This is a genomic window from Ferrimonas sp. SCSIO 43195 (assembly GCF_023716685.1).
GTDB lineage: Bacteria > Pseudomonadota > Gammaproteobacteria > Enterobacterales > Shewanellaceae > Ferrimonas > Ferrimonas kyonanensis.
On sequence record NZ_CP072679.1, the window covers coordinates 355,800 to 373,822 of the forward strand.

20 protein-coding genes are annotated in these 18,023 nt (G+C 58.8%); 7 read left to right on the plus strand and 13 right to left on the minus strand.

All coding sequences use genetic code 11. The annotated features are described in order from the left end of the window. Positions 1 to 169: 169 nt before the first annotated feature. The 6 genes from J8Z22_RS01735 to J8Z22_RS01760 form a co-directional block, all read right to left on the minus strand. Complete coding sequence (locus tag J8Z22_RS01735) at positions 170 to 1,084, minus strand: phosphoribulokinase (protein ID WP_028112824.1); 915 nt, start codon at positions 1,082 to 1,084, stop codon at positions 170 to 172. A 116-nt stretch (positions 1,085 to 1,200) separates the two neighbouring features. After that, positions 1,201 to 1,446 carry a YheU family protein gene (locus J8Z22_RS01740; protein ID WP_028112825.1) on the minus strand — a complete coding sequence of 82 codons (246 nt, stop codon included), beginning with the start codon at positions 1,444 to 1,446 and terminating at the stop codon, positions 1,201 to 1,203. A gap of 2 nt (positions 1,447 to 1,448) precedes the next feature. Further along, positions 1,449 to 2,396, minus strand: a complete 948-nt coding sequence (locus J8Z22_RS01745; RefSeq protein ID WP_252008477.1) for a DUF3187 family protein — start codon at positions 2,394 to 2,396, stop codon at positions 1,449 to 1,451. Between the two features lie 68 nt (positions 2,397 to 2,464). Then, the gene (locus J8Z22_RS01750; protein ID WP_028112827.1) at positions 2,465 to 3,427 is read right to left on the minus strand and encodes a hydrolase; all 963 of its coding nucleotides are present in this window, start codon (positions 3,425 to 3,427) and stop codon (positions 2,465 to 2,467) included. A gap of 89 nt (positions 3,428 to 3,516) precedes the next feature. Then, a complete protein-coding gene (locus J8Z22_RS01755) occupies positions 3,517 to 4,017 on the minus strand; it encodes a TIGR02444 family protein (RefSeq protein WP_252008479.1) in 501 nt (166 codons plus the stop codon). Beyond that, the gene (locus tag J8Z22_RS01760; RefSeq protein WP_252008481.1) at positions 4,018 to 5,922 is read right to left on the minus strand and encodes an ATP-binding cassette domain-containing protein; all 1,905 of its coding nucleotides are present in this window, start codon (positions 5,920 to 5,922) and stop codon (positions 4,018 to 4,020) included. Between the two features lie 73 nt (positions 5,923 to 5,995). Between J8Z22_RS01760 and J8Z22_RS01765 the strand changes: the two genes are divergently transcribed. After that, complete coding sequence (locus tag J8Z22_RS01765) at positions 5,996 to 6,199, plus strand: YheV family putative zinc ribbon protein (RefSeq protein WP_028112829.1); 204 nt, start codon at positions 5,996 to 5,998, stop codon at positions 6,197 to 6,199. Here the strand turns inward: J8Z22_RS01765 and lpoB are convergent. Genes lpoB through J8Z22_RS01785 form a run of 4 tightly spaced genes read right to left on the minus strand, consistent with a single transcriptional unit; the run spans position 6,196 to position 8,907 of the window. Next, a complete protein-coding gene (gene lpoB / locus J8Z22_RS01770; protein ID WP_028112830.1) occupies positions 6,196 to 6,789 on the minus strand; it encodes a penicillin-binding protein activator LpoB in 594 nt (197 codons plus the stop codon). The genes J8Z22_RS01765 and lpoB overlap by 4 nt on opposite strands. Positions 6,790 to 6,803: 14 nt before the next feature. Next, positions 6,804 to 8,150 carry a COG3014 family protein gene (locus J8Z22_RS01775; protein ID WP_252008483.1) on the minus strand — a complete coding sequence of 449 codons (1,347 nt, stop codon included), beginning with the start codon at positions 8,148 to 8,150 and terminating at the stop codon, positions 6,804 to 6,806. After that, on the minus strand, positions 8,150 to 8,695 hold the full coding sequence (gene def, locus J8Z22_RS01780; protein ID WP_245595582.1) for a peptide deformylase: 546 nt from the start codon (positions 8,693 to 8,695) through the stop codon (positions 8,150 to 8,152). The genes J8Z22_RS01775 and def overlap by 1 nt, the downstream gene beginning before the upstream one ends. After that, on the minus strand, positions 8,695 to 8,907 hold the full coding sequence (locus J8Z22_RS01785) for a SlyX family protein (RefSeq protein ID WP_028112833.1): 213 nt from the start codon (positions 8,905 to 8,907) through the stop codon (positions 8,695 to 8,697). Before J8Z22_RS01785 ends, def begins: the two co-directional genes overlap by 1 nt. A gap of 141 nt (positions 8,908 to 9,048) precedes the next feature. Between J8Z22_RS01785 and J8Z22_RS01790 the strand changes: the two genes are divergently transcribed. Next, positions 9,049 to 9,429, plus strand: coding sequence for a YacL family protein (locus J8Z22_RS01790; RefSeq protein WP_028112834.1), 381 nt, complete (start codon positions 9,049 to 9,051; stop codon positions 9,427 to 9,429). Here the strand turns inward: J8Z22_RS01790 and J8Z22_RS01795 are convergent. Together J8Z22_RS01795 and narQ are read right to left on the minus strand one after the other, a co-directional pair. Next, positions 9,420 to 10,043 carry a response regulator gene (locus J8Z22_RS01795; protein WP_028112835.1) on the minus strand — a complete coding sequence of 208 codons (624 nt, stop codon included), beginning with the start codon at positions 10,041 to 10,043 and terminating at the stop codon, positions 9,420 to 9,422. The genes J8Z22_RS01790 and J8Z22_RS01795 overlap by 10 nt on opposite strands. After that, a complete protein-coding gene (gene narQ / locus J8Z22_RS01800; RefSeq protein WP_028112836.1) occupies positions 10,036 to 11,736 on the minus strand; it encodes a nitrate/nitrite two-component system sensor histidine kinase NarQ in 1,701 nt (566 codons plus the stop codon). Before narQ ends, J8Z22_RS01795 begins: the two co-directional genes overlap by 8 nt. Before the next feature lie 203 nt (positions 11,737 to 11,939). Between narQ and nrfA the strand changes: the two genes are divergently transcribed. The 4 genes from nrfA (at position 11,940) to J8Z22_RS01820 (ending at position 16,279) form a co-directional block, all read left to right on the plus strand. Then, a complete protein-coding gene (gene nrfA, locus J8Z22_RS01805; protein WP_252010435.1) occupies positions 11,940 to 13,247 on the plus strand; it encodes an ammonia-forming cytochrome c nitrite reductase in 1,308 nt (435 codons plus the stop codon). A 217-nt stretch (positions 13,248 to 13,464) separates the two neighbouring features. After that, positions 13,465 to 13,803 (plus strand): P-II family nitrogen regulator, encoded by a 339-nt coding sequence (glnK, locus tag J8Z22_RS01810; RefSeq protein ID WP_028112838.1) that lies wholly within the window; start codon positions 13,465 to 13,467, stop codon positions 13,801 to 13,803. 14 nt (positions 13,804 to 13,817) lie between these two features. Then, positions 13,818 to 15,068 (plus strand): ammonium transporter, encoded by a 1,251-nt coding sequence (locus J8Z22_RS01815; RefSeq protein WP_028112839.1) that lies wholly within the window; start codon positions 13,818 to 13,820, stop codon positions 15,066 to 15,068. A gap of 266 nt (positions 15,069 to 15,334) precedes the next feature. Beyond that, positions 15,335 to 16,279: a Dyp-type peroxidase gene (locus J8Z22_RS01820; RefSeq protein WP_035415770.1), complete on the plus strand. Its 945-nt coding sequence runs from the start codon at positions 15,335 to 15,337 to the stop codon at positions 16,277 to 16,279. A 65-nt stretch (positions 16,280 to 16,344) separates the two neighbouring features. On the opposite strand, the gene argR is transcribed toward J8Z22_RS01820, so the two are convergent. After that, complete coding sequence (argR, locus tag J8Z22_RS01825) at positions 16,345 to 16,815, minus strand: transcriptional regulator ArgR (protein WP_028112841.1); 471 nt, start codon at positions 16,813 to 16,815, stop codon at positions 16,345 to 16,347. Between the two features lie 209 nt (positions 16,816 to 17,024). Here argR and mdh point away from each other — a divergent pair, with 209 nt between their 5' ends. Further along, entirely contained in the window at positions 17,025 to 17,963 is a 939-nt protein-coding gene (gene mdh, locus J8Z22_RS01830; RefSeq protein ID WP_028112842.1) for a malate dehydrogenase, read from the plus strand. Positions 17,964 to 18,023: the final 60 nt, after the last annotated feature.

The following is an 18,023-nucleotide window of genomic DNA, read 5'->3' on the forward strand; positions in this document are numbered from 1 at the left end:
TTCAAATGTTAATTAGGTCTAGTCCAAAGCACTATGACCTTGATCGAAGTTTTTTATATTAAATAAAAAAAATGCTCACTTCAGGTTAATTGTGTGCCTCCAGATGGCCATTTTTGGTCAAACACCATTACTCCACTACGGAGATTTTGTCAGTTTGAGTCATTTCTGGCTATTGTTCGCTGTTGCCGGTCCCCAATTCAAATTGTTCGGTGATCAGGGTTTGTTTTCGTTGTTGAATCAATTTTTTTATCACCGGAGTCAAAATCAGCTCCATGGCCAGGCCCATTTTGCCGCCTGGAACCACTAGCGTATTGATTCTGGACATAAAGCTGCCCTGAATCATCTGTAGATAATAGCTGAAGTCGACGTCCTTTACCCCTCGAAAGCGGATCACCACGAAGCTCTCATCATCGCTGGGAATGTCTTTGGCGCTGAATGGGTTGGAGGTGTCTACCGTGGGTACCCGCTGAAAGTTGATGTGGGTGCGGGAGAACTGCGGTGTCATGTGGTTGACGTAATCGTCCATGGAGCGGACGATGCTGCCCATCACTTTTTCGCGGCTGTGGCCCCGATCGCCGGTATCGCGGATGATCTTCTGAATCCACTCCAGGTTGACGATGGGCACCATGCCGATCAGCAGGTCGACCTTCTCGGCGACATTGGCGTCGTCGGTAACCACGCCGCCGTGCAGGCCTTCGTAATACAGCAGGTCGGTGTTTTCCGGCAACGGCTGGAACGGGGTAAAGGTGCCGGGCATCTGGTTGAAAGGCACCGCTTCATCGAAGGTGTGCAGGTAGCGGCGCACCTGGCCCTCACCACTGCTGCCGTAGCTGTCAAACAGCGACGCCAATGCCGGGAAGTCGTTGGCTTCCGGGCCGAAGTAGCTGATGGAGTGGTTCTCCTCGCGGGCTTTTCGAATCGCCAGTTCCATTTCGGCACGGGTATAGCGGTGAAAGCTGTCCCCTTCCACCAATGCCGCTTCGATGCCCAGCTGTCGAAAGATGTGCTTAAAGGCCTTAGTGGTGGTGGTGGTGCCGGCACCGGAACTGCCGGTAACCGCGATGATGGGGTGTTTGGCTGACATGTCCTTGCCCTTCCCTGCTGTTGGCCCTCTGTTATAAAAGGGTTACCGCCATCAGGTCAAGTGTTACAGACCGCGGGTCAATGGCGATGCTCATGAATTGATGACGGTTTCTCGTGTCAGTCCTGCCCGGCCAGAGACTCGGCGGAACGGATGGCCACCGATTCCTCCTCCTCGCTGAATTCCACCACCAACTCACCCCGCTTCAGGGCCGCTTCGATGCGGGGCAGGGCTTGGCTGACGCTGTCGCCATCCAGTTGGTCAAAGCCCTGATCGCCAATCTGCTGCAACAGGTACTCCTTGATCAGGTTGGCGAAGGCTTCCGGAGACAGGGCGGATTTCAGATCGTCATAGGGAATCAGCATGGTCAGAATTGGTACCGTAGTTTGGCGACCAGCGCCACGTCGGCGCTGTTGTCCGGGTATTTGAAGTTTTCAATGATAACCCCTTCCAGCGCCAGTTGGCGATAGTGGTAACGGTAGCCGGCGTTGATCTCATGCACCGAGCTCTTAAATTGCCCCAGATTATGCAGGATGCCGTCGGCGGCGTTGTATTCCAGCAACAGCTGGTGCCTCGGCGCCAGTTGATGGCGGAACCCCAGCCCCCAGTGCCAACTGCTGGTTTCCAGTTCGAAGCCGAACAGGGTATCGCCGTCGGTGTAGGCCATGGCCCCCATCAGGTAGGCCACGCTGTCGCCCCAGGCGTACTGGTAGTCCAGCTGCACGCTGCCATCCCAGCCGCCGCCACTCCTGGGGTTGTCGTCGTCTTCGTAAGCCAGCACCACGGTGGTGGAGAGGTTATGGCGATGGCGGTTGTACAGGGAGCGGCCGATGGAGAGCTCATACTGGCGGCCGATGGACTCGCCGCTAAAGTCCGCCACCTCGAAGTCGGCCTTGGGAATGCTCAGGTAGCTGCGGTGCTTCGGCACCTGGTCGCGGCCGTTCTGATCGATGCCGAACAGCTTATGGAAACTCAGGGTCAGTTGATCGAGATGGGCGTCGTTGGTGGTGCGACTGGCGATGGACCAGCCAAATTGCCACCGCTGCGACGGGCTCCACAGCATCCCCAGCCGGTACTCGATGGTGTAGTAGTCCATGACGTAGTCGGTATCGATGGCGTAGATGCTGGCGGCGTAGAAGGCGGCGTCAATCTGGGGGCCGCCGGGTTGGTAGTAGGCGGGCCGGAACATCGGGCTCAGTACCAGCGACTTTACCGGGGCCTGGGAGCGCACCATCAGTGGGCCATCGCTCCAGTTAACCGCCTGCACCAGGCCGGGAATAAATGCGATTAATAGACTGATTTTTATTGGTTTCATTCTGCCTTCCCCCTGCATACTGCCTCTGTTCCAGTGTAGGAGGGGTTTTTCGGCAATGACGGTTTTTCCTAGGCTGGGTTCAGGAAACTCTGAATTCTCGGCTCCAGATAGAACTGGGGGCGCCACGGTGGCCCATGGCTGATGAAGCCCACATGACCGCCCCGAGGGCACAACTCTAGGGTCACGGATTCAGACAACTCGTGGGCGGCCGGGATCACCGCCTCGGTCATAAAGGGATCGTCGGCGGCGTGCAGCAGCAACAGCGGCCGTTGCACCGTGCTCAGGAACTGCTTGCCACTGGCGCGGCGATAGTAATCGTCGGCGCTGGCGAAGCCATGCAGCGGAGCGGTGACCTGATGATCAAACTGGTAGAAGGTCACCAGCTGCTGGCACTGGCTGGCCGTCACCGGAATCTGTGGGCCATGGGGGCCCGCCAGTTTCTGGTGAATCTTGTGGCGCAGCTTTTTCAGCAGGTAGTGCTGATAGACCCGGGAAAAGCCCCGTTCCATGCGGCTGGCACAGGCGGCCAAATCCAGCGGCGGAGACACCGCCACGCCGCGCTCCAGCAGGCTGGCGTCGCCGGTTTCACCCAGGTACTTGCACAGCACATTGGCCCCCAACGAGTAGCCTACCGCCCGCAGCGGGTGACCGGGGTAGCGCTGCGTCAGGTGGGTCAGCACCTGGGCCAGATCGCCGGTTTCACCGCTGTGGTAGGTACGGGGCAGGGCATTCATGACCCCGCTGCAGCTGCGCTGGTGCACCACCACACCGACCTGGTCTTGTTGAGCCAGGCTGTGCAGCATCCGCCGCACGTAATGGGAGTCTCTGTCGCCTTCCAGGCCGTGCAGGATCACCGTGATCGGGGCCAGCGGTTGCGGTTGGCCCATCCAGTCCAGGTGGACAAAGTCGCCGTCGTCCAGCGCCAGGGTGTGTCGCCGCAGCGGCAACGATTGAGGCTTGGTCAGCAGCGGCCAGATGGTCTGCAGATGGGGGTTGCGCCACCAGCGGCTGGGTTGAAATCGGGAAGTCATCCGTGTGGTCGAATCCTGAGTGTTCGAATTCGTTAGAGTAGCGGATTGGTGACAGAATTTCAGCCGGCCCGGGGCCGGCTGATGGCAGGCTAGCGTACGGCGGCTAGCTGGGGCTGGTGAAACAACTGGCTGGCCAGGTCGAACAGCTCCGACAATTGCCCCAACAATTCAGACGGCAGGTCGCTGTTGTTGAGGCCGTGGGCTTGCAAACAGGCGCTGAGGTTATCGCCTTCGGGGTCGACGTTCAGGTGTTGCAGCGCTTTGACCATCAGTCGTTGGCTGCGTTTTTCCATCACCAATTCCACTTCCAGCATCTGGCGGTAGCTGTCCTCGGGCAGGCTGGACTTGGCCAGCTTGCGCAGTTGCCGGTAGGGGCCGACCATGCGCTCTTCCCATTCGTCTTTGGCCTTGCGCAGGGTGGTGAACTTGGCACCGTCGAGAAACATCTGTTCGTGTTCCATCAGGATGGCCAGCAGCAGCAGGTTGGGGTCGATCTGGTACTCGTCCTGCATCAGCAGGCACAGCTGACGGGCCTGGGGTTGTTGCCAGACCTTGTCGCCAAATTGCCACAGGCTTTCATGGCTAATCATCTATTGGTGCTCCTTTGCGGCGTCCCGAATGGCTTCCATCTGTTCCTGGATGTCCAGCCATTCCATCTCCTGTTGTTCGAGTGAGGACTGCAGTTCGCCGCGCTCTTGTAAAAGCTCGTTGAGCGCTTTCTTGTGCTCATCGCTGTAAAGGCGACTGTCGGCCAGGGACTCTTCAATCTCAGTCAGTCGAGTTTGCGCCTTTGTCATGCGTTTATCGATGGCAGTTTCGATTTTTTTGAGCGGTGACAGTTTTTGCCGAAGCTCTGCTTCCTGACGCTTGCGATTCTTGCGCTGTTCTGACTGGGAGGGGCCGTTGTCACTGTCATCGATGCTGCGGGCCTGCTGAATCAGCCAGCTGTGGTAGTCCTCCAGATCGCCGTTGAAGTCGGTGACCCGGCGCTGATCCACCAGGTAGAACTCGCTGCAGGTGGCGCGCAGCAGGTGGCGGTCGTGGGACACCACCACCATCGCCCCTTCAAATTGTTGCAGTGCCAGGGTCAGCGCTTCCCGCAGTTCCAAATCCAGGTGGTTGGTGGGTTCATCCAGCAGCAGCAGGTTGGGCCGTTGCCAAATCACCAGTGCCAGTACCAGCCGGGCTTTCTCGCCACCGGAGAACGGTGCCACCACCTCCAGGGCCTTGTCGCCACTGAAGCCAAAGCCGCCGAGGTAGTCGCGCAGTTGCTGCTCGGTGGCATCTGGCGCCAGCAGGGCCAGATGCTGCAATGGCGTCTGCTGAGGGTGCAGGGTTTCCAGCTGATGCTGGGCGAAGTAGCCAATCTTCAGCGCCGGGTTCGGCGACAGCTCGCCACTCATGGGCGTCAGTTCGCCGGCCAGCAGCTTGATCAGGGTCGACTTACCGGCGCCGTTGCGGCCCAGCAGGCCGATGCGGCTGCCCGGCACCAGGTTCAGTTTGATCTGCTCCAGTACCGTGGTTTGACCGTATCCCCCTTGGACCTTATCCATCTGAATCAGCGGATTGGGCAGGGCTTGTGGCTCTCGAAACTCGATGTGGAATTGGCTTTGGGCGTGCAGCGGTGCCAGTTCGGTCAGCTTCTCCAGTGCCTTGAGCCGGCTCTGGGCCTGGCGGGCTTTGCTGGCCTTGTAGCGGAAGCGATCCACAAACGCCTGCATGTGGGCTTTCTGCCGCTGCTGCTTGTCGTATTGGGCTTGCTGCTGCGCCAGTTGCTCGGCCCGTTGGCGTTCAAACTGGCTGTAGTTGCCCTTGTAGTGATTCAGTTTCTGGTGTTCGATGTGCACCACTTCGCCGGCCACCTGGTCGAGGAAGTCGCGGTCGTGGCTGATCAGCACCAGGGTGCCCTGATAACGCTTTAACCAGGTTTCCAGCCAGATCAGGGTATCCAGATCCAGGTGGTTGGTGGGCTCGTCCAACAGCAGCAGATCCGAAGGGATCAGCAGGGCTCGGGCCAGGTTCAGGCGCATCCGCCAACCGCCGGAAAAGGCTTTCACCGGTTTGCCCTGGGCCTGTTGATCGAAGCCCAGGCCATCCAGCAGCTCCGCCGCCCGGGCTGGAACCTGGTAGCCGTGATAGGCCTCGAAGGCGTCGTGGCTGGCGGCAATGGCCCGGCCGTCGCCGCTGTCCTGGGCACTGACCAGATCCTGCTCCAGCTGGCGGTAGTGGCGATCGCCGTCGAGGACATAGTCCAGCGCGGTGGTGGCCAGTGCCGGGGTTTCCTGGTCGACGGTGGCCAGGCGCCAGCCCTTGGGCTGATACAGGTCGCCGGCGTCGGGTTGCACCTGTCCGGTCAGCATCGCCATCAGGCTGGTTTTACCGCAGCCGTTGGCGCCGACCAGGGCGACTTTGTGACCGGGGTAGATGGTCAGTGAGGCGTTATCCAGCAGGCGTTTGGCGCCGCGGATGAGTTGCACCTGATTTAGCGTTATCATGGGGATCGGACATTAACAGTGAATTGGTCGCAGTGTACCACAAGGGTCGCTGCCGACGCATGGGAGTCAGACAATGGGATCCAACCGGAAGAAGCGGTTTATTGCCGGTGCCACCTGTCCACAATGTCATGCCATGGACAGCATCATGTTATACCTCGAACAGAACGTGGAGGTGATGGAGTGCGTTGAGTGCGGCCATCAGCAGCGTCAGGCCGAGGCACCCGCCCAGAAGCAGGCGGGTACCGGTCAGGTTATCGGGGTGTTCCAGCCCGATTAGAGTCCCAGGAACGAGCGATTTTTCTGCTTACGAATCTCTTTCTCGTCGGCCCATTCGATCAGGCCGGTTTCCAGATCCATCAGTCGCATGGTCATCTTGTAGTACACATCCTTGGTGGAACCGTCCTGCTTAACGATGCTGGACAGGTTGCCGTACAGCATGTACTGGGCACCGATCTGGCGACCAAACTGAATGGCGGTGGAGGGGTTGACCAGGCCACCGTTGTTCTGGAAGTCCAGCTGTTTGCGCACGGTCTCGACCTTGGTCATGTCGACGAAGCGGAACTGACCGCTGCGCAGCAGACGGGTGCTGATGGTGTCGGTGATGGACTCGGTGTCGATGTGCTCCGAGGTCTTGTTCTTGATCTTGTCCACAAACACGATGGGACGATCATTGGCGGTCAGCACCATCACCGAGGGGGTGGTCAGCATCGAGTCCACCATCTTGGCAGCCACCGACTGCAGATCGGAGGAGCCGAAGTCGACGGTGACGGTTTCAGTTTCCGTTGCGTCCCGGTACTCCACCTTTGACTGACAGCCGCCGAGCAGGGCGATGGCCGCCACGGCCACTACGAATTTCAAGCTTTTCATCTTCGGTTTCCTTCTTACAAAATTATGGAATGGATCCGGTAACGGGGTCCGGTCTGTACGGCCCAGATCAGGGTGGTTTTGCCCGCTTGTACCTCTATCGGCTGCGGGCTGCCGTTGATGGTCAGTTGGTACTGACCCGGGGTGACCTGATGGGGCCACATCCACGCCTGATGGGGCAAGGTTAACCAGCTGCGCCGGTCGGCCTGCTCCGTCAGGGCGTTAAACAGTTGCATGGCGATGGCGCCGACGTCACCGCCTTTTTTCTCGGCCCACTGGTTGGTGCCGGCTTTGGCGGCCACCCTCAGTGCCTGGCGCACCAGGATGCCCGGGTACTGCTCCTGCAGGGCCCGCACCGCCAGATGGTCCATGTTGCCAATGACTTCCGCCTGGCCCTGGTATTGATGATCGCCGCTGAGGCGCACGGTCACCGGTTGGGTGATGGGGCGCTGACTGCGGTAGGTGGGCATGGAGACCTGCTGATAATAGCCATCGATGGTAAAGGGGATGGTGATCGCCTGCTTGGCGGCCACGAAGCCGGTTTCCACCAGTACCACTACCCGCCCCTGGCCCGCCTTGGTGGCCGGGGCTTGGCCGAAACGTTTGCGGGCGCCGTCACAATCGATCTGCAACTGACAGGAGAGGCGGACGTACTCGCCCCCCAGCAGTTGGTTGTCCGGGTAGGCCTGCAGCGCCTTGCGAATGTCGATCAGGGCGTCGTTGGCTTCGCCCTGAGCCTCAAACAGCACCGCGTTCTGATACAGGGTGTAGCTGTTGAGGAAGGAGTTGAGGGCGCTGCCTCCCTGGCTGTCGAGCCGGGACAATTCGGCGTTGATGCTGGCGTTGTTGAGGGTTTTGACCTCGTCGCGGTTGCGGTACGCCTGCAGCGCCAGAGTCTGGGCCTGGTCGGCGCGGCGGGCTTCGACGGTGGCGCCGCTAAGATCGCCGCTGAACAGGTAGTTGAGCGCCTGATACTGGTGCACCATGATCCGTTCGTAGGCCTGGCCACGGTAGGGGATCAGCTGATCGGACACCGTGCTGGCCGCGGCCTGGGCGCTCAGATCGGTGAGGCTGACCATGGCTTTCCAGTCCCGCTGGTCGTACTGTGCCATCGCTTGTTCGAAATAGCCGCGGCTCTGGTCAAAATCGCCCTGCAGAAGGGCCACCCGTCCCGCCTCTTGGGCGTACAGCAGCCCATCCTGGCTGTCGAGGCCGTTTTGCAGGGGCACCAGTGGCTGACCGTTGTCACGGCTGAGCTGGGTTTTGACCTCATCCAGTTGATGAGGGTAGGACTCCAGCAGGCCGCGAGAGGCGCAACCGGCCAGCAGCAGTGGGGTCATCAGCAGCAAAATAAGGGATCGCATTAAGGCTGCTCCATCTGTCTGGCCAGCACCTCGGTGGCCATCAGGTTGCGGTTGTTGTCGACCCGATCCAGGAAAGTCAGTCCCTGCAGGTGGTCGTACTCATGGCAGAAGATGCGCGCCACGAACCCTTCCAGTCGGCGTTGATGCAGGCCGCCGTCGAGATCCTGGTAGGCCACCTCAACCCAATCGGGACGACTGACCAGGCCGCGGATGCCGGGCACCGACAGGCACCCCTCCCAATCCTGGTTGCAGGCCTGGGCCTGGTTCAGCAACCTGGGATTGACCATCACCAGTGGCGCCATCACCGGAGCCTGGGGATAACGGACATTGGGTCGGGAGGCGATGATCATCAGGGCCAGGCTGTGGTGTACCTGGGGGGCGGCGATGCCGACGCCGCTGCGGCTCAGCATCAGTTGCAGCATACGCTCACTGAGGGATCTGGCCTCGTCGCTGGGGAGGCTCAGCTGACGAACCGGCTGGCGCAGCACCGCCTCGCCCAGCAGGGCGATGGTCAGAGGGGGTGGCGTGGTGGCGTCTGTCATCATCAATAATGGGGTGGTGGGGTCTCTTCCGACGCCGACGCAATCTGGCTATGGCCGGCGTTCAGCAGTTTTTCCGCCAGCTGTTTGAGCTGTCGCTGCTGCCGTTCCAGTTGCTGGCTGAGATCAACCACGGTCTGGTTCAAGCTGTCGATGGTCATCTCCTGGAAGGCCAGTTTGGACTCCAGCTCGCTAATGCGGTGTTCTAAATCGGACATGGGATACTGCTCAATTCAATTTGGCTAACTATGATAGTGGAATGTGGTGTCGGTTTCATGTCCAAGCGTTCAGCCAGTGGACAGCCTTATGGGCCACTGTAGGTTACACTTTCGAATTCAATCTATTTTTAAGACCCTGATATGGAATACGAGTTCAAATCCGGATTGACCGGTGAGCGTCTTGCTCAGATGTCCATGGGACACGAAGCCTTCGGCCGGCTGCTGACCGAGGAACTGAATCGGCCCGAAGCGGTGGAGCAGTTACTGCAACAACTGCAGGCGCCGCTCAGCGACCCGTTTGAAGTGCGACAGCTGTTGCTGGGGGAGTGGGCACTGGTGCTGGAGCAGGGGGAGGTGGATCTGAAGGCCACCGCCCTGGGCATGGAGCAGGATCATGACCTGGAGCCGGACATCGAGTATTACGATGCCGAAAGCGCGGCCTGCTGTGGCCTGGAAGACCTGTGCCAACTGCTGAGCAGCTGGCACACCTTTCTCGGCACCGGCCGCCGTCGTCAGCCCTGAAGGACTTTAACCGCCAGTTCCACCCGTGAACGGCAATCGGTTTTGCGCAGCAGGTTTTTGACGTGCACCTTGACGGTGCCTTCACTGATGAACAGCTTCTCGGCCAGAATCTTGTTGCTCATCCCTTCGGCGATCAGGCGGGCGATCTCCTGTTCCCTTGGGGTCAGCTCCTGCCACCAGCCGTCGCTCTCTTCGTTGCTGGACAACAGGTAGGCCTGCAGTCGTTCGGTAATCACCTGTTGGCCGTTCAGCACCAGCTCCACCTGGTCCAGGATCTGTTCCGGTTCGCTGTCTTTGAGCAGGTAGCCGTCGGCGCCGGACTGAATCAGGGTGCGTACGTCTTCGGCGGCGTCGGAGACGGTCAGAATGACGATGTGACTGGTGACCTGCTCCTGGCGCAGGGCCTTGAGGGTGTCGAGGCCGGACATGCCTTTCATGTTCAGATCCAACAGAATCAGGTCGGGCTCGTCGTCGCTGACGGCCGCCAACGCGTCGACCCCGGACCCCACTTCGGCAAACAGGGTAAAGCGGTCATCCAGAGTCAATAATTGGCAGATGCCTCGGCGCAACAGCGGGTGGTCATCGACGACCATGACGCTCCTGGTCTCACTCATGGGTGGTTTCCTCTTGTGGTCGGAAGGTCACTTTTACACACAGGCCTCCGCCTGTGTTGGGGATAAACTGTAAGTCGCCTCCCAGTTTGCGGGCGCGCTCATGCATGATACCAATTCCGAAGTGATTTTCCCTCTCCTTCAGATTCTCAATGCCGACGCCGGTGTCGCACACGCTCAGTTCAATCTGCTGATCCAGGGCGGCGCAGGCGCGCAGGGTAATGGTATCGGCACCGGAGTGCTTGATGGCGTTCAGCACCGCTTCACGGCTTAACTGCAGAATATGGACATGCTGCTGAGCCGACAGCGACGGCGAGTTGAGCTCGTAGTTGAGGGTCAGCTTAGACTCGGTGCGAGACTCCAGTTGCGCCAGCATCTGTTCCAGGCTGGCTTGCAGATCGTGTTCGGAGATGGTCAGGCGGAAGGTACTGAGCAGCTCTCGCAGTTGCTGGTAGGCCTGATTGGTGCTGGAGGTAATCTCGCTTAAGGTTTGCTCCATCAGCTCATCATTGCCGCTGGAGATGGCGCGTTTCAGCAACGAGGTCTGAATCTTCATGTAGGCCAGCACCTGGCCCATGGAATCGTGCAGCTCCCGGGCAATGGTGCCGCGCTCCTCCATCAGGTACAGGCGCTCGCGCTGCTGTGAGGCCCGGTCCAGCAATACGGCCCGGGCAACGATGATGGTGAAGTTGTGCAGCAGCTGCGGCGGCAATGGCTGGTGGCCGAACAGCGACAGGGTGCCCAGGCGCTCCTGCTCGAAAATCAGTGGTTCGCGGGTGGAGATGGGGCCGTTCTGGCCGGTGTCACCCAGGGCCACGTCCAGATCCGGGCGTTCGTCGATCATCAGTTGAATGCCGTGGGCGCCGCTGTGCTTGCGTAACCGGTCCAGGGCCTGGGTCAGGGTGTCGCTGCCGAGGCGGTCACGGTGGAACCACAGTGAGGTCTGGTACAGGAACAGCAGGCCGGCGTTGGCCTGTTCCAGCTCCTGGGTTTTTTCCTCTACCTGCTGTTCCAGGTTGCTGTACAGGCTTTCCAGTTCCCGGGCGGTCTGTTCAAAGGTATCACTGAGGGTCTGCAGCTCATGGAAGTCACTGCTGGGCAGGTCCAGATTGAACTTGCGCCGGCTGATGGACAGGGCGGCATTTTCCAGCTGTTGCAGCGGGTGCAATACCCGCCGGCTGATGCCCCGCATCAACCAGAACCCCATGCCCATTACCGTAAACAGTCCCATCAGCTGGCTGGCCAGCAGCAGCATGATCTTGTTTTCCGCCTGTTGCTCCAGCATCGCCACCAAGCCATCGATCTGGTCAACAAACTGGCGCACCTCGTTGACGTAGGAGCGGGAATTGCCGTTGACCGCATAGCGCTTCATCTGCTGCCAACTGGCCATCACCTGATCGTATTGCTGATGCAGTCTTTGCGGGTTGTACCAGCTGCGGGCCTTGCCCAGTTCGTCGGAGTAGAGGATCTGTTCAAACTCCTGAATCTTCTTATCCAGGGTGCCACTTTCGCTGTTGGCCAGAAAGATCAGCTGGTAGGAGCGCATGCGCAGGGAGCCGGAGGCGTTGATCGCCTTGGCGTCATCGACGCTGTACATCAGGGTGATCAGGGAAAACGCCGCCAGACCACCAAAGATAAAGATGACGGTGACGATCAGCGACAGCACGGTGGCCGACAGGCTTTTGGTTCGGGTCATGGAGCGGCAACAATTAGAGACTGTGCGCCAAGCCTATCGCCTTCGTCGCTGGAATTACAAGCCACCGCCGTCCGGGGAGGCGAAATAATTCAGGTTATCTATTCTTAGTGGGCAGTAATTGGATTCAAACAAACAACCAATAGTGGAGCGCAATCGTGAACAGGATGAAACGAATGGCCATTTTGGTCGGCTTGTGTGTCCCGATGGGGGCGTGGGCGGTCACTGAGGCGGACAGCAGCAAGTTTGCCAAGTTTAAGAATCAGTATGCCAGTTGGCAGCAGACGGAGCAGAGCAAAGAGATCGTGGATGTGCTGGGTGAAGACCCCAGGCTGGTGGTGTTGTGGGCCGGCTATGGCTTCGCTAAGGACTACAACAAGGCCCGGGGCCATCACTACACCATTACCGATCTGCGCAATACCCTGCGTACCGGGGCACCCAAGACCAAAGAGGATGGGCCGATGCCCATGGCTTGTTGGTCCTGCAAGAGTCCGGATGTGCCACGCTTGATTGAAACCGAGGGGGAAAAGGAATACTTCCACGGCAAGTGGGCCAAGGGCGGCGATCAGATCACCAATGCCATCGGCTGTGGCAACTGCCACGACAACAAGATTAAGTTGAGGCTGTCGGTGCCCTTTGCCGAACGGGCCCTGAAGACCGCCGGACTGGAGTGGAAGACCGCCTCCAAGTCAGACAAGCAGACCATGGTCTGCAGCCAATGCCATGTGGAGTACTACTTTACCAAGCCCGACGTGATGGTGAAGTTCCCTTGGGATAACGGCACCTCGGTGGAACAGATGGAGGCCTATTACGACGCCATTCAGTTTAAGGACTGGACCCACAAACTGTCTAAGGCGCCCATGCTTAAGGCTCAGCACCCCGGCTTCGAGACTTCACGTAACGGGCCTCACGGCCGCAATGACGTTTCCTGTACCGATTGCCACATGCCCAAGGTCACCAATGCCGACGGGCGCAAATTTACCGATCACAACGTCGGCAATCCGTTCGATCAGTTCGAGTTCACCTGTAAGCGTTGTCATGACCAGGATAAAGAGACCCTGGAGAAGGTGATCGCCGGTTACAAGAAGCAGGTCAATGATCTGAAGCTGCAGGCGGAAGACCAGTTGGTCAAGGCCCATTTCGAGGCCAAAGCGGCCTGGGATGCCGGTGCGACCGAGGCGCAGATGAAGGACGCGCTGACCGCCATCCGCCATGCCCAGTGGCGTTGGGATTACGCCATTGCGTCACACGGGGTGCATGCCCACAACCCGGCGGAAGCGATGCGGGTACTGGGTACCTCGTTGGAGCGCAGTGCCGAGGCCCGGGCGATGCTGGCGCGGGTGCTGGCAATGAACGGCGTCATGGCCGAGGTACCGGTGCCGGACATCTCCACCAAGGCCAAGGCCCAGGCGGTGGTCGGGCTGGACATGGAGAAACTGCGGGCCGAAAAGGCCGAGTTTAAGAAAACCGTGCTGCCCCAGTGGGACGCCAATTACCCGGGCAAAACCGACTGAGTTTGTGGTGTGACTGCCAGCCCCGCTTCGGCGGGGCTTTTTTGTGGCTGTGGCTGCACTAATTTGGGGCACTCACTGAATGACCATGCTTATTTTGGTGCATAACCATGCTGCTCGTTTTTGTCGTTTAATCCATGTTTTTGAAATATAAAGAAATAAATTTTTGGCACGGGAGTTGTAAAGGATTGGTTAACTGATTTTGGTTGAGGGATTGGACATGAAACTGGTTAGCGTAATCATCAAACCGTTCAAGCTGGACGACGTTCGGGAAGCCATCGCCGGCATCGGCGTCGAAGGGCTGACGGTCACCGAAGTCAAAGGCTTTGGGCGTCAGAAGGGCCATACCGAGCTGTATCGCGGTGCGGAATATCAGGTGGATTTTCTGCCAAAGGTGAAGCTGGAGATCGCCACCTCTGCCGACAACGTGGATCACCTGATCGAGGTGATCAGCGAGGCCGCCCACACCGGCAAAATCGGTGACGGCAAGATCTTTGTGTATGACCTGGAGCGGGCGGTGCGGATTCGTACCGGCGAGCACGACGCAGAAGCGATTTAACGGAGGGGGAAACCATGGAAGAGTTATCAAAACTGGGTACCACGGTAACCGAATTACGATTTGCACTGGATACGTTCTACTTCCTGATGTCCGGCGCCCTGGTGATGTGGATGGCGGCGGGGTTCGCCATGTTGGAAGCGGGCCTGGTCCGCTCCAAGAACACCACCGAAATTCTGACTAAGAACATCTGTCTGTATGCCATTGCCTGCGTTATGTATCTGCTGGTGGGGTACAACATCATGTACGTCGATAACGCCGAAGCGGGCTGGTTGCCGAGTCTGGGCAGCCTGATTGGCACTCAGGCCGAGGGGGCGGATCATGCCCTGGAGTCGGACTTCTTCTTCCAGGTGGTGTTTGTGGCCACCGCCATGTCCATCGTGTCCGGGGCCGTGGCAGAGCGTATGAAATTGTGGGCATTCCTGGTGTTTGCTGTTGTCCTTACCGGTTTTATCTATCCAGTTGAGGGATATTGGACCTGGGGGGGTGGCTTTGTTTCTGAATTGGGCTTCGTGGATTTCGCCGGTTCCGGCATTGTTCACATGGCCGGTGCGGCAGCGGCAATCGCAGGAGTGCTCCTCTTAGGCGCCCGTAAGGGCAAATACGGTGCCGATGGCAGCGTGCACCCCATCCCCGGTTCCAACATGCCGATGGCAACCCTGGGAACCTTCATTCTGTGGTTGGGGTGGTTTGGCTTCAACGGTGGCTCCCAGCTGCTGGTGTCCGATGCGGAAAACGCCTCGGCGGTAGCCAAGATCTTCGTCAATACCAACTCGGCAGCGGCCTTTGGCGCGGTAGCGGCATTGATTGTGTGTAAGCTGATGTGGGGCAAGGCGGATTTGACCATGATTCTCAACGGTGCCCTGGCCGGGCTGGTGGCCATCACCGCCGACCCGCTGTCGCCGTCGCTGATGCTGGCGGGGGTCATTGGCTTGTCGGCCGGTGGTCTGGTGGTGTTCTCCATCGTCGCCATGGACAAAGTTAAGTTGGATGACCCGGTGGGCGCCATCTCGGTACACGGTGTCTGCGGCCTGTTTGGCCTGATGGCGGTGCCACTGTCCAACGCCGATGCCGGTTTTGGCACTCAGGCCCTGGGGGCATTGATCATCTTTGCCTGGGTGTTCGGCGCCAGCCTGCTGGTGTGGCTGGCTCTGAAGCTGACCATGGGCATTCGAGTCACCGAAGAGGAGGAGTATCGGGGCATGGACATCGCCGACTGTGGCATCGATGCCTATCCGGAGTTCGTGACGGTCAAAGGCAGCAACTAAGCACGAACCCTGTCGATACCCTGACAACGCCTTCTTCGGAAGGCGTTTTTGTGTTTCGGCCGCCAGTGGCGGCGGCGGGGACGGAAAAAGGGACGGTTTTTCATTTTGTTCACCCCAGTTCATGCGTTGGAGCAAAGTCAGGGCGCGATCCATCAGGCACACTGGGCGGATGCCGGCGGGATAAAGTACTGGCTTCCTAACAGGATGACGATTATATCTTTATGTTGTTCGGTATTATTTTGTATTCTAGGTAATCAGGAGCAACGATGACCACAAACACAGGGAGCGATATGCCTCGCGAACAGGGAGGGGTGTGTGCAGAGGGCAACCTTCATGGGTTGTATCTGCTGTTTAATGCGGAAGATCAGGCCGAGCCGACCCTGCGTAAGGTGTTGGCCGAGATTGCTGTGTGGCTGCAGGCCTCGGTGGATCAAAATGCCGATTCCGCCTTTAATGGATTTGTGGCCATTGGGGCCAACTATTGGGATACCCTCTACCCCGAGGCGCGTCCACAGCAGCTGCGGCCGTTTCCCTCTTTCGAGCAAGACGACCGCAAAGCCCCGGTGCAACCGGTAGACATCTTCGTTCATATCCGTTCCGATCGTCTCGACATCAACCACATCGCCGCCATGGAGGTGTGTCACCGTCTCAAGGGACTGGTGCAGTTGGTGGAGGAGGTGCGCAGTTTCCGCTACCTGGATAACCGCGACCTGACTGGCTTCGTCGATGGCACCGAGAACCCTCAGGGTAGCCATCGCCGCACTGTGGCGTTGGTGGGCGACGAAGACGCCGGTTTTGTCGGCGGCAGCTACATCCATACCCAGAGGTATCAGCACCAGATGGCGCGCTGGAACAGCATCAGCCAGAAACAGCAGGAAGACACCATTGGCCGTACCAAGGTGGAGAATGAGGAATACGCCAGTCAGGATAAGCCGCTGACCTGTCACATCAAGCGTACTAACCTCAAAGACGCCGATGGCAACTCCATGGAGATTCTGCGCCAGAGCATGCCTTACGGCGACATGATGGAGCAGGGGCTGTTCTTCATCAGCTGCTGCCGCACGCCGGCTCACTTCGAAGCTCAGCTGAAGTCGATGATCCACGGCGATGGCCACGGCCATTACGATCACCTGCTTAACTTTACCCAGGCGGTCACCGGATCGGCGTTTTTCGCACCGTCGCTGGACTTTATGGAGCAGGCGGCTGGCTAAGCTTCCGCACTAACAGCAAAAGGCCCGCATTGAGCGGGCCTTTTTTAATTCTTGGGTTGTTTGGCTTAGCCCTTGTAGTTGAACAGGTCTTTGACCGTTTCCAGGGCGTGGTTGATGTTGTCGGCATTGGTGGGGGCGATAAAGATGGTGTCGTCGCCGGCGATGGTGCCAAGAATGCCTTCCGGCTTGCCGATGGAGTCCAGCAGGCGAGCAATCAGTTGCGCGGCACCGGGGCTGGCCTTCACCACGATCATGGCACCGTTGTGATCCACGTCCAGCACCAGGTTCTTCAGCGGGCTGGTGGCGGTGGGCACGCCCAGCTCGGCCGGCAGGCAGTACACCATCTCCTGTTTGGCATTGCGGGTGCGTACCGCTCCAAACTTGCTCAACATCCGAGAGACTTTGGACTGATTGATGGTGCTGAAACCGGCGGCTTGCAGCGCGGTCACAATTTCGCCCTGGGAGCCAAATCGTTCCTCTTTCAGCAGAGATTTAAACACGCGGATGAGCTCATCCTGGTTTCGGGTAGACTTCATGTGTCAGCTCGTTGTTTCTTGGTTGTTATTCACATTTTGCCTAACTGCCTGAAGATAGGCAACCGGCGGCGGATGTTTGACCTCACCACGTCGGCGGGACCGGGTCAATAAGAGATTGGTAAAATTGCCTTTAAACGCCTGTTTGGGTATGGTGGGCGCAGAAATAGAAACGCGATCCATGTCACATCAAAGGATAGATGGAGAACACCATGAAAGTAGCAGTACTCGGTGCGGCCGGGGGAATCGGACAGGCCCTGGCATTATTGTTGAAATTGAACCTGCCAAAGGGCACAGACCTGGCCCTGTACGACATCGCTCCCGTCACTCCAGGGGTTGCCGTTGATATCAGCCACATCCCTACCGCCGTCAATGCTCAGGGCTTTGCCGGAGAAGATCCGACCCCGGCCCTGCAAGGCGCCGATGTGGTGCTGATCTCCGCCGGTGTTGCCCGTAAGCCCGGCATGGATCGTTCCGATCTGTTTAACATCAACGCCGGCATCATTCGCAACCTGGTGGGCAAGTGTGCCGAGGTTTGTCCCGGTGCCTGCATCGGGGTGATCACCAACCCGGTGAACACCACTGTGGCCATCGCCGCCGAAGTGCTGAAAAACGCCGGTGTGTATGACAAGCGCCGCCTGTTCGGGGTCACCACTCTGGACGTGATTCGCTCCGAAACTTTCATTGCCGAGGCCAAAGGGCTGCAGCCGGATGAGGTCAAGATCAATGTCATTGGCGGCCACAGTGGCGTCACCATTTTGCCACTGCTGTCCCAGGTTGAGGGCGTCAGCTTCAGTGACGATGAAATCGCCAGCCTGACCGACCGCATTCAGAATGCCGGCACCGAGGTGGTGGAAGCCAAGGCCGGTGGCGGCAGCGCCACCCTGTCCATGGCCCAGGCAGCCTGTCGCTTCGGTACCGCCCTGGTGCGTGCCTTGCAGGGTGAGCAAGGGGTGGTCGAGTGTGCCTATGTCGAAGGCAATGGCGAGCACAGCCGCTTCTTCGCTCAACCGGTGCTGCTGGGCAGTAACGGTGTTGAAGAGGTGCAGGCTTACGGTGAGTTGAGTGCGTTTGAGCAGCAGGCCGTGGCCGAAATGATGGATACCCTGATTGGGGACATCAGCAAGGGCGAGGCCTTTGTGAACGGCTAAAGCCGGCGTTGAATCCGCAATAAAAAAGGCCTCCCATCGGAGGCCTTTTTTGATTGACGA

What these genes read in the sequence shown, in the direction of transcription:
- J8Z22_RS01760 (WP_252008481.1), bottom strand. Translation starts at nt 5,922, where the DNA reads ATGATAACGCTAAATCAGGTGCAACTCATCCGCGGCGCCAAACGCCTG.
- J8Z22_RS01820 (WP_035415770.1), top strand. Translation starts at nt 15,335, where the DNA reads ATGACCACAAACACAGGGAGCGATATGCCTCGCGAACAGGGAGGGGTG.
- J8Z22_RS01735 (WP_028112824.1), bottom strand. Translation starts at nt 1,084, where the DNA reads ATGTCAGCCAAACACCCCATCATCGCGGTTACCGGCAGTTCCGGTGCC.
- nrfA (WP_252010435.1), top strand. Translation starts at nt 11,940, where the DNA reads ATGGGGGCGTGGGCGGTCACTGAGGCGGACAGCAGCAAGTTTGCCAAG.
- J8Z22_RS01815 (WP_028112839.1), top strand. Translation starts at nt 13,818, where the DNA reads ATGGAAGAGTTATCAAAACTGGGTACCACGGTAACCGAATTACGATTT.
- J8Z22_RS01790 (WP_028112834.1), top strand. Translation starts at nt 9,049, where the DNA reads ATGGAATACGAGTTCAAATCCGGATTGACCGGTGAGCGTCTTGCTCAG.
- J8Z22_RS01755 (WP_252008479.1), bottom strand. Translation starts at nt 4,017, where the DNA reads ATGATTAGCCATGAAAGCCTGTGGCAATTTGGCGACAAGGTCTGGCAA.
- mdh (WP_028112842.1), top strand. Translation starts at nt 17,025, where the DNA reads ATGAAAGTAGCAGTACTCGGTGCGGCCGGGGGAATCGGACAGGCCCTG.
- J8Z22_RS01740 (WP_028112825.1), bottom strand. Translation starts at nt 1,446, where the DNA reads ATGCTGATTCCCTATGACGATCTGAAATCCGCCCTGTCTCCGGAAGCC.
- J8Z22_RS01745 (WP_252008477.1), bottom strand. Translation starts at nt 2,396, where the DNA reads ATGAAACCAATAAAAATCAGTCTATTAATCGCATTTATTCCCGGCCTG.
- def (WP_245595582.1), bottom strand. Translation starts at nt 8,695, where the DNA reads ATGATGACAGACGCCACCACGCCACCCCCTCTGACCATCGCCCTGCTG.
- lpoB (WP_028112830.1), bottom strand. Translation starts at nt 6,789, where the DNA reads ATGAAAAGCTTGAAATTCGTAGTGGCCGTGGCGGCCATCGCCCTGCTC.
- J8Z22_RS01795 (WP_028112835.1), bottom strand. Translation starts at nt 10,043, where the DNA reads ATGAGTGAGACCAGGAGCGTCATGGTCGTCGATGACCACCCGCTGTTG.
- J8Z22_RS01765 (WP_028112829.1), top strand. Translation starts at nt 5,996, where the DNA reads ATGGGATCCAACCGGAAGAAGCGGTTTATTGCCGGTGCCACCTGTCCA.
- J8Z22_RS01750 (WP_028112827.1), bottom strand. Translation starts at nt 3,427, where the DNA reads ATGACTTCCCGATTTCAACCCAGCCGCTGGTGGCGCAACCCCCATCTG.
- J8Z22_RS01775 (WP_252008483.1), bottom strand. Translation starts at nt 8,150, where the DNA reads ATGCGATCCCTTATTTTGCTGCTGATGACCCCACTGCTGCTGGCCGGT.
- narQ (WP_028112836.1), bottom strand. Translation starts at nt 11,736, where the DNA reads ATGACCCGAACCAAAAGCCTGTCGGCCACCGTGCTGTCGCTGATCGTC.
- argR (WP_028112841.1), bottom strand. Translation starts at nt 16,815, where the DNA reads ATGAAGTCTACCCGAAACCAGGATGAGCTCATCCGCGTGTTTAAATCT.
- J8Z22_RS01785 (WP_028112833.1), bottom strand. Translation starts at nt 8,907, where the DNA reads ATGTCCGATTTAGAACACCGCATTAGCGAGCTGGAGTCCAAACTGGCC.
- glnK (WP_028112838.1), top strand. Translation starts at nt 13,465, where the DNA reads ATGAAACTGGTTAGCGTAATCATCAAACCGTTCAAGCTGGACGACGTT.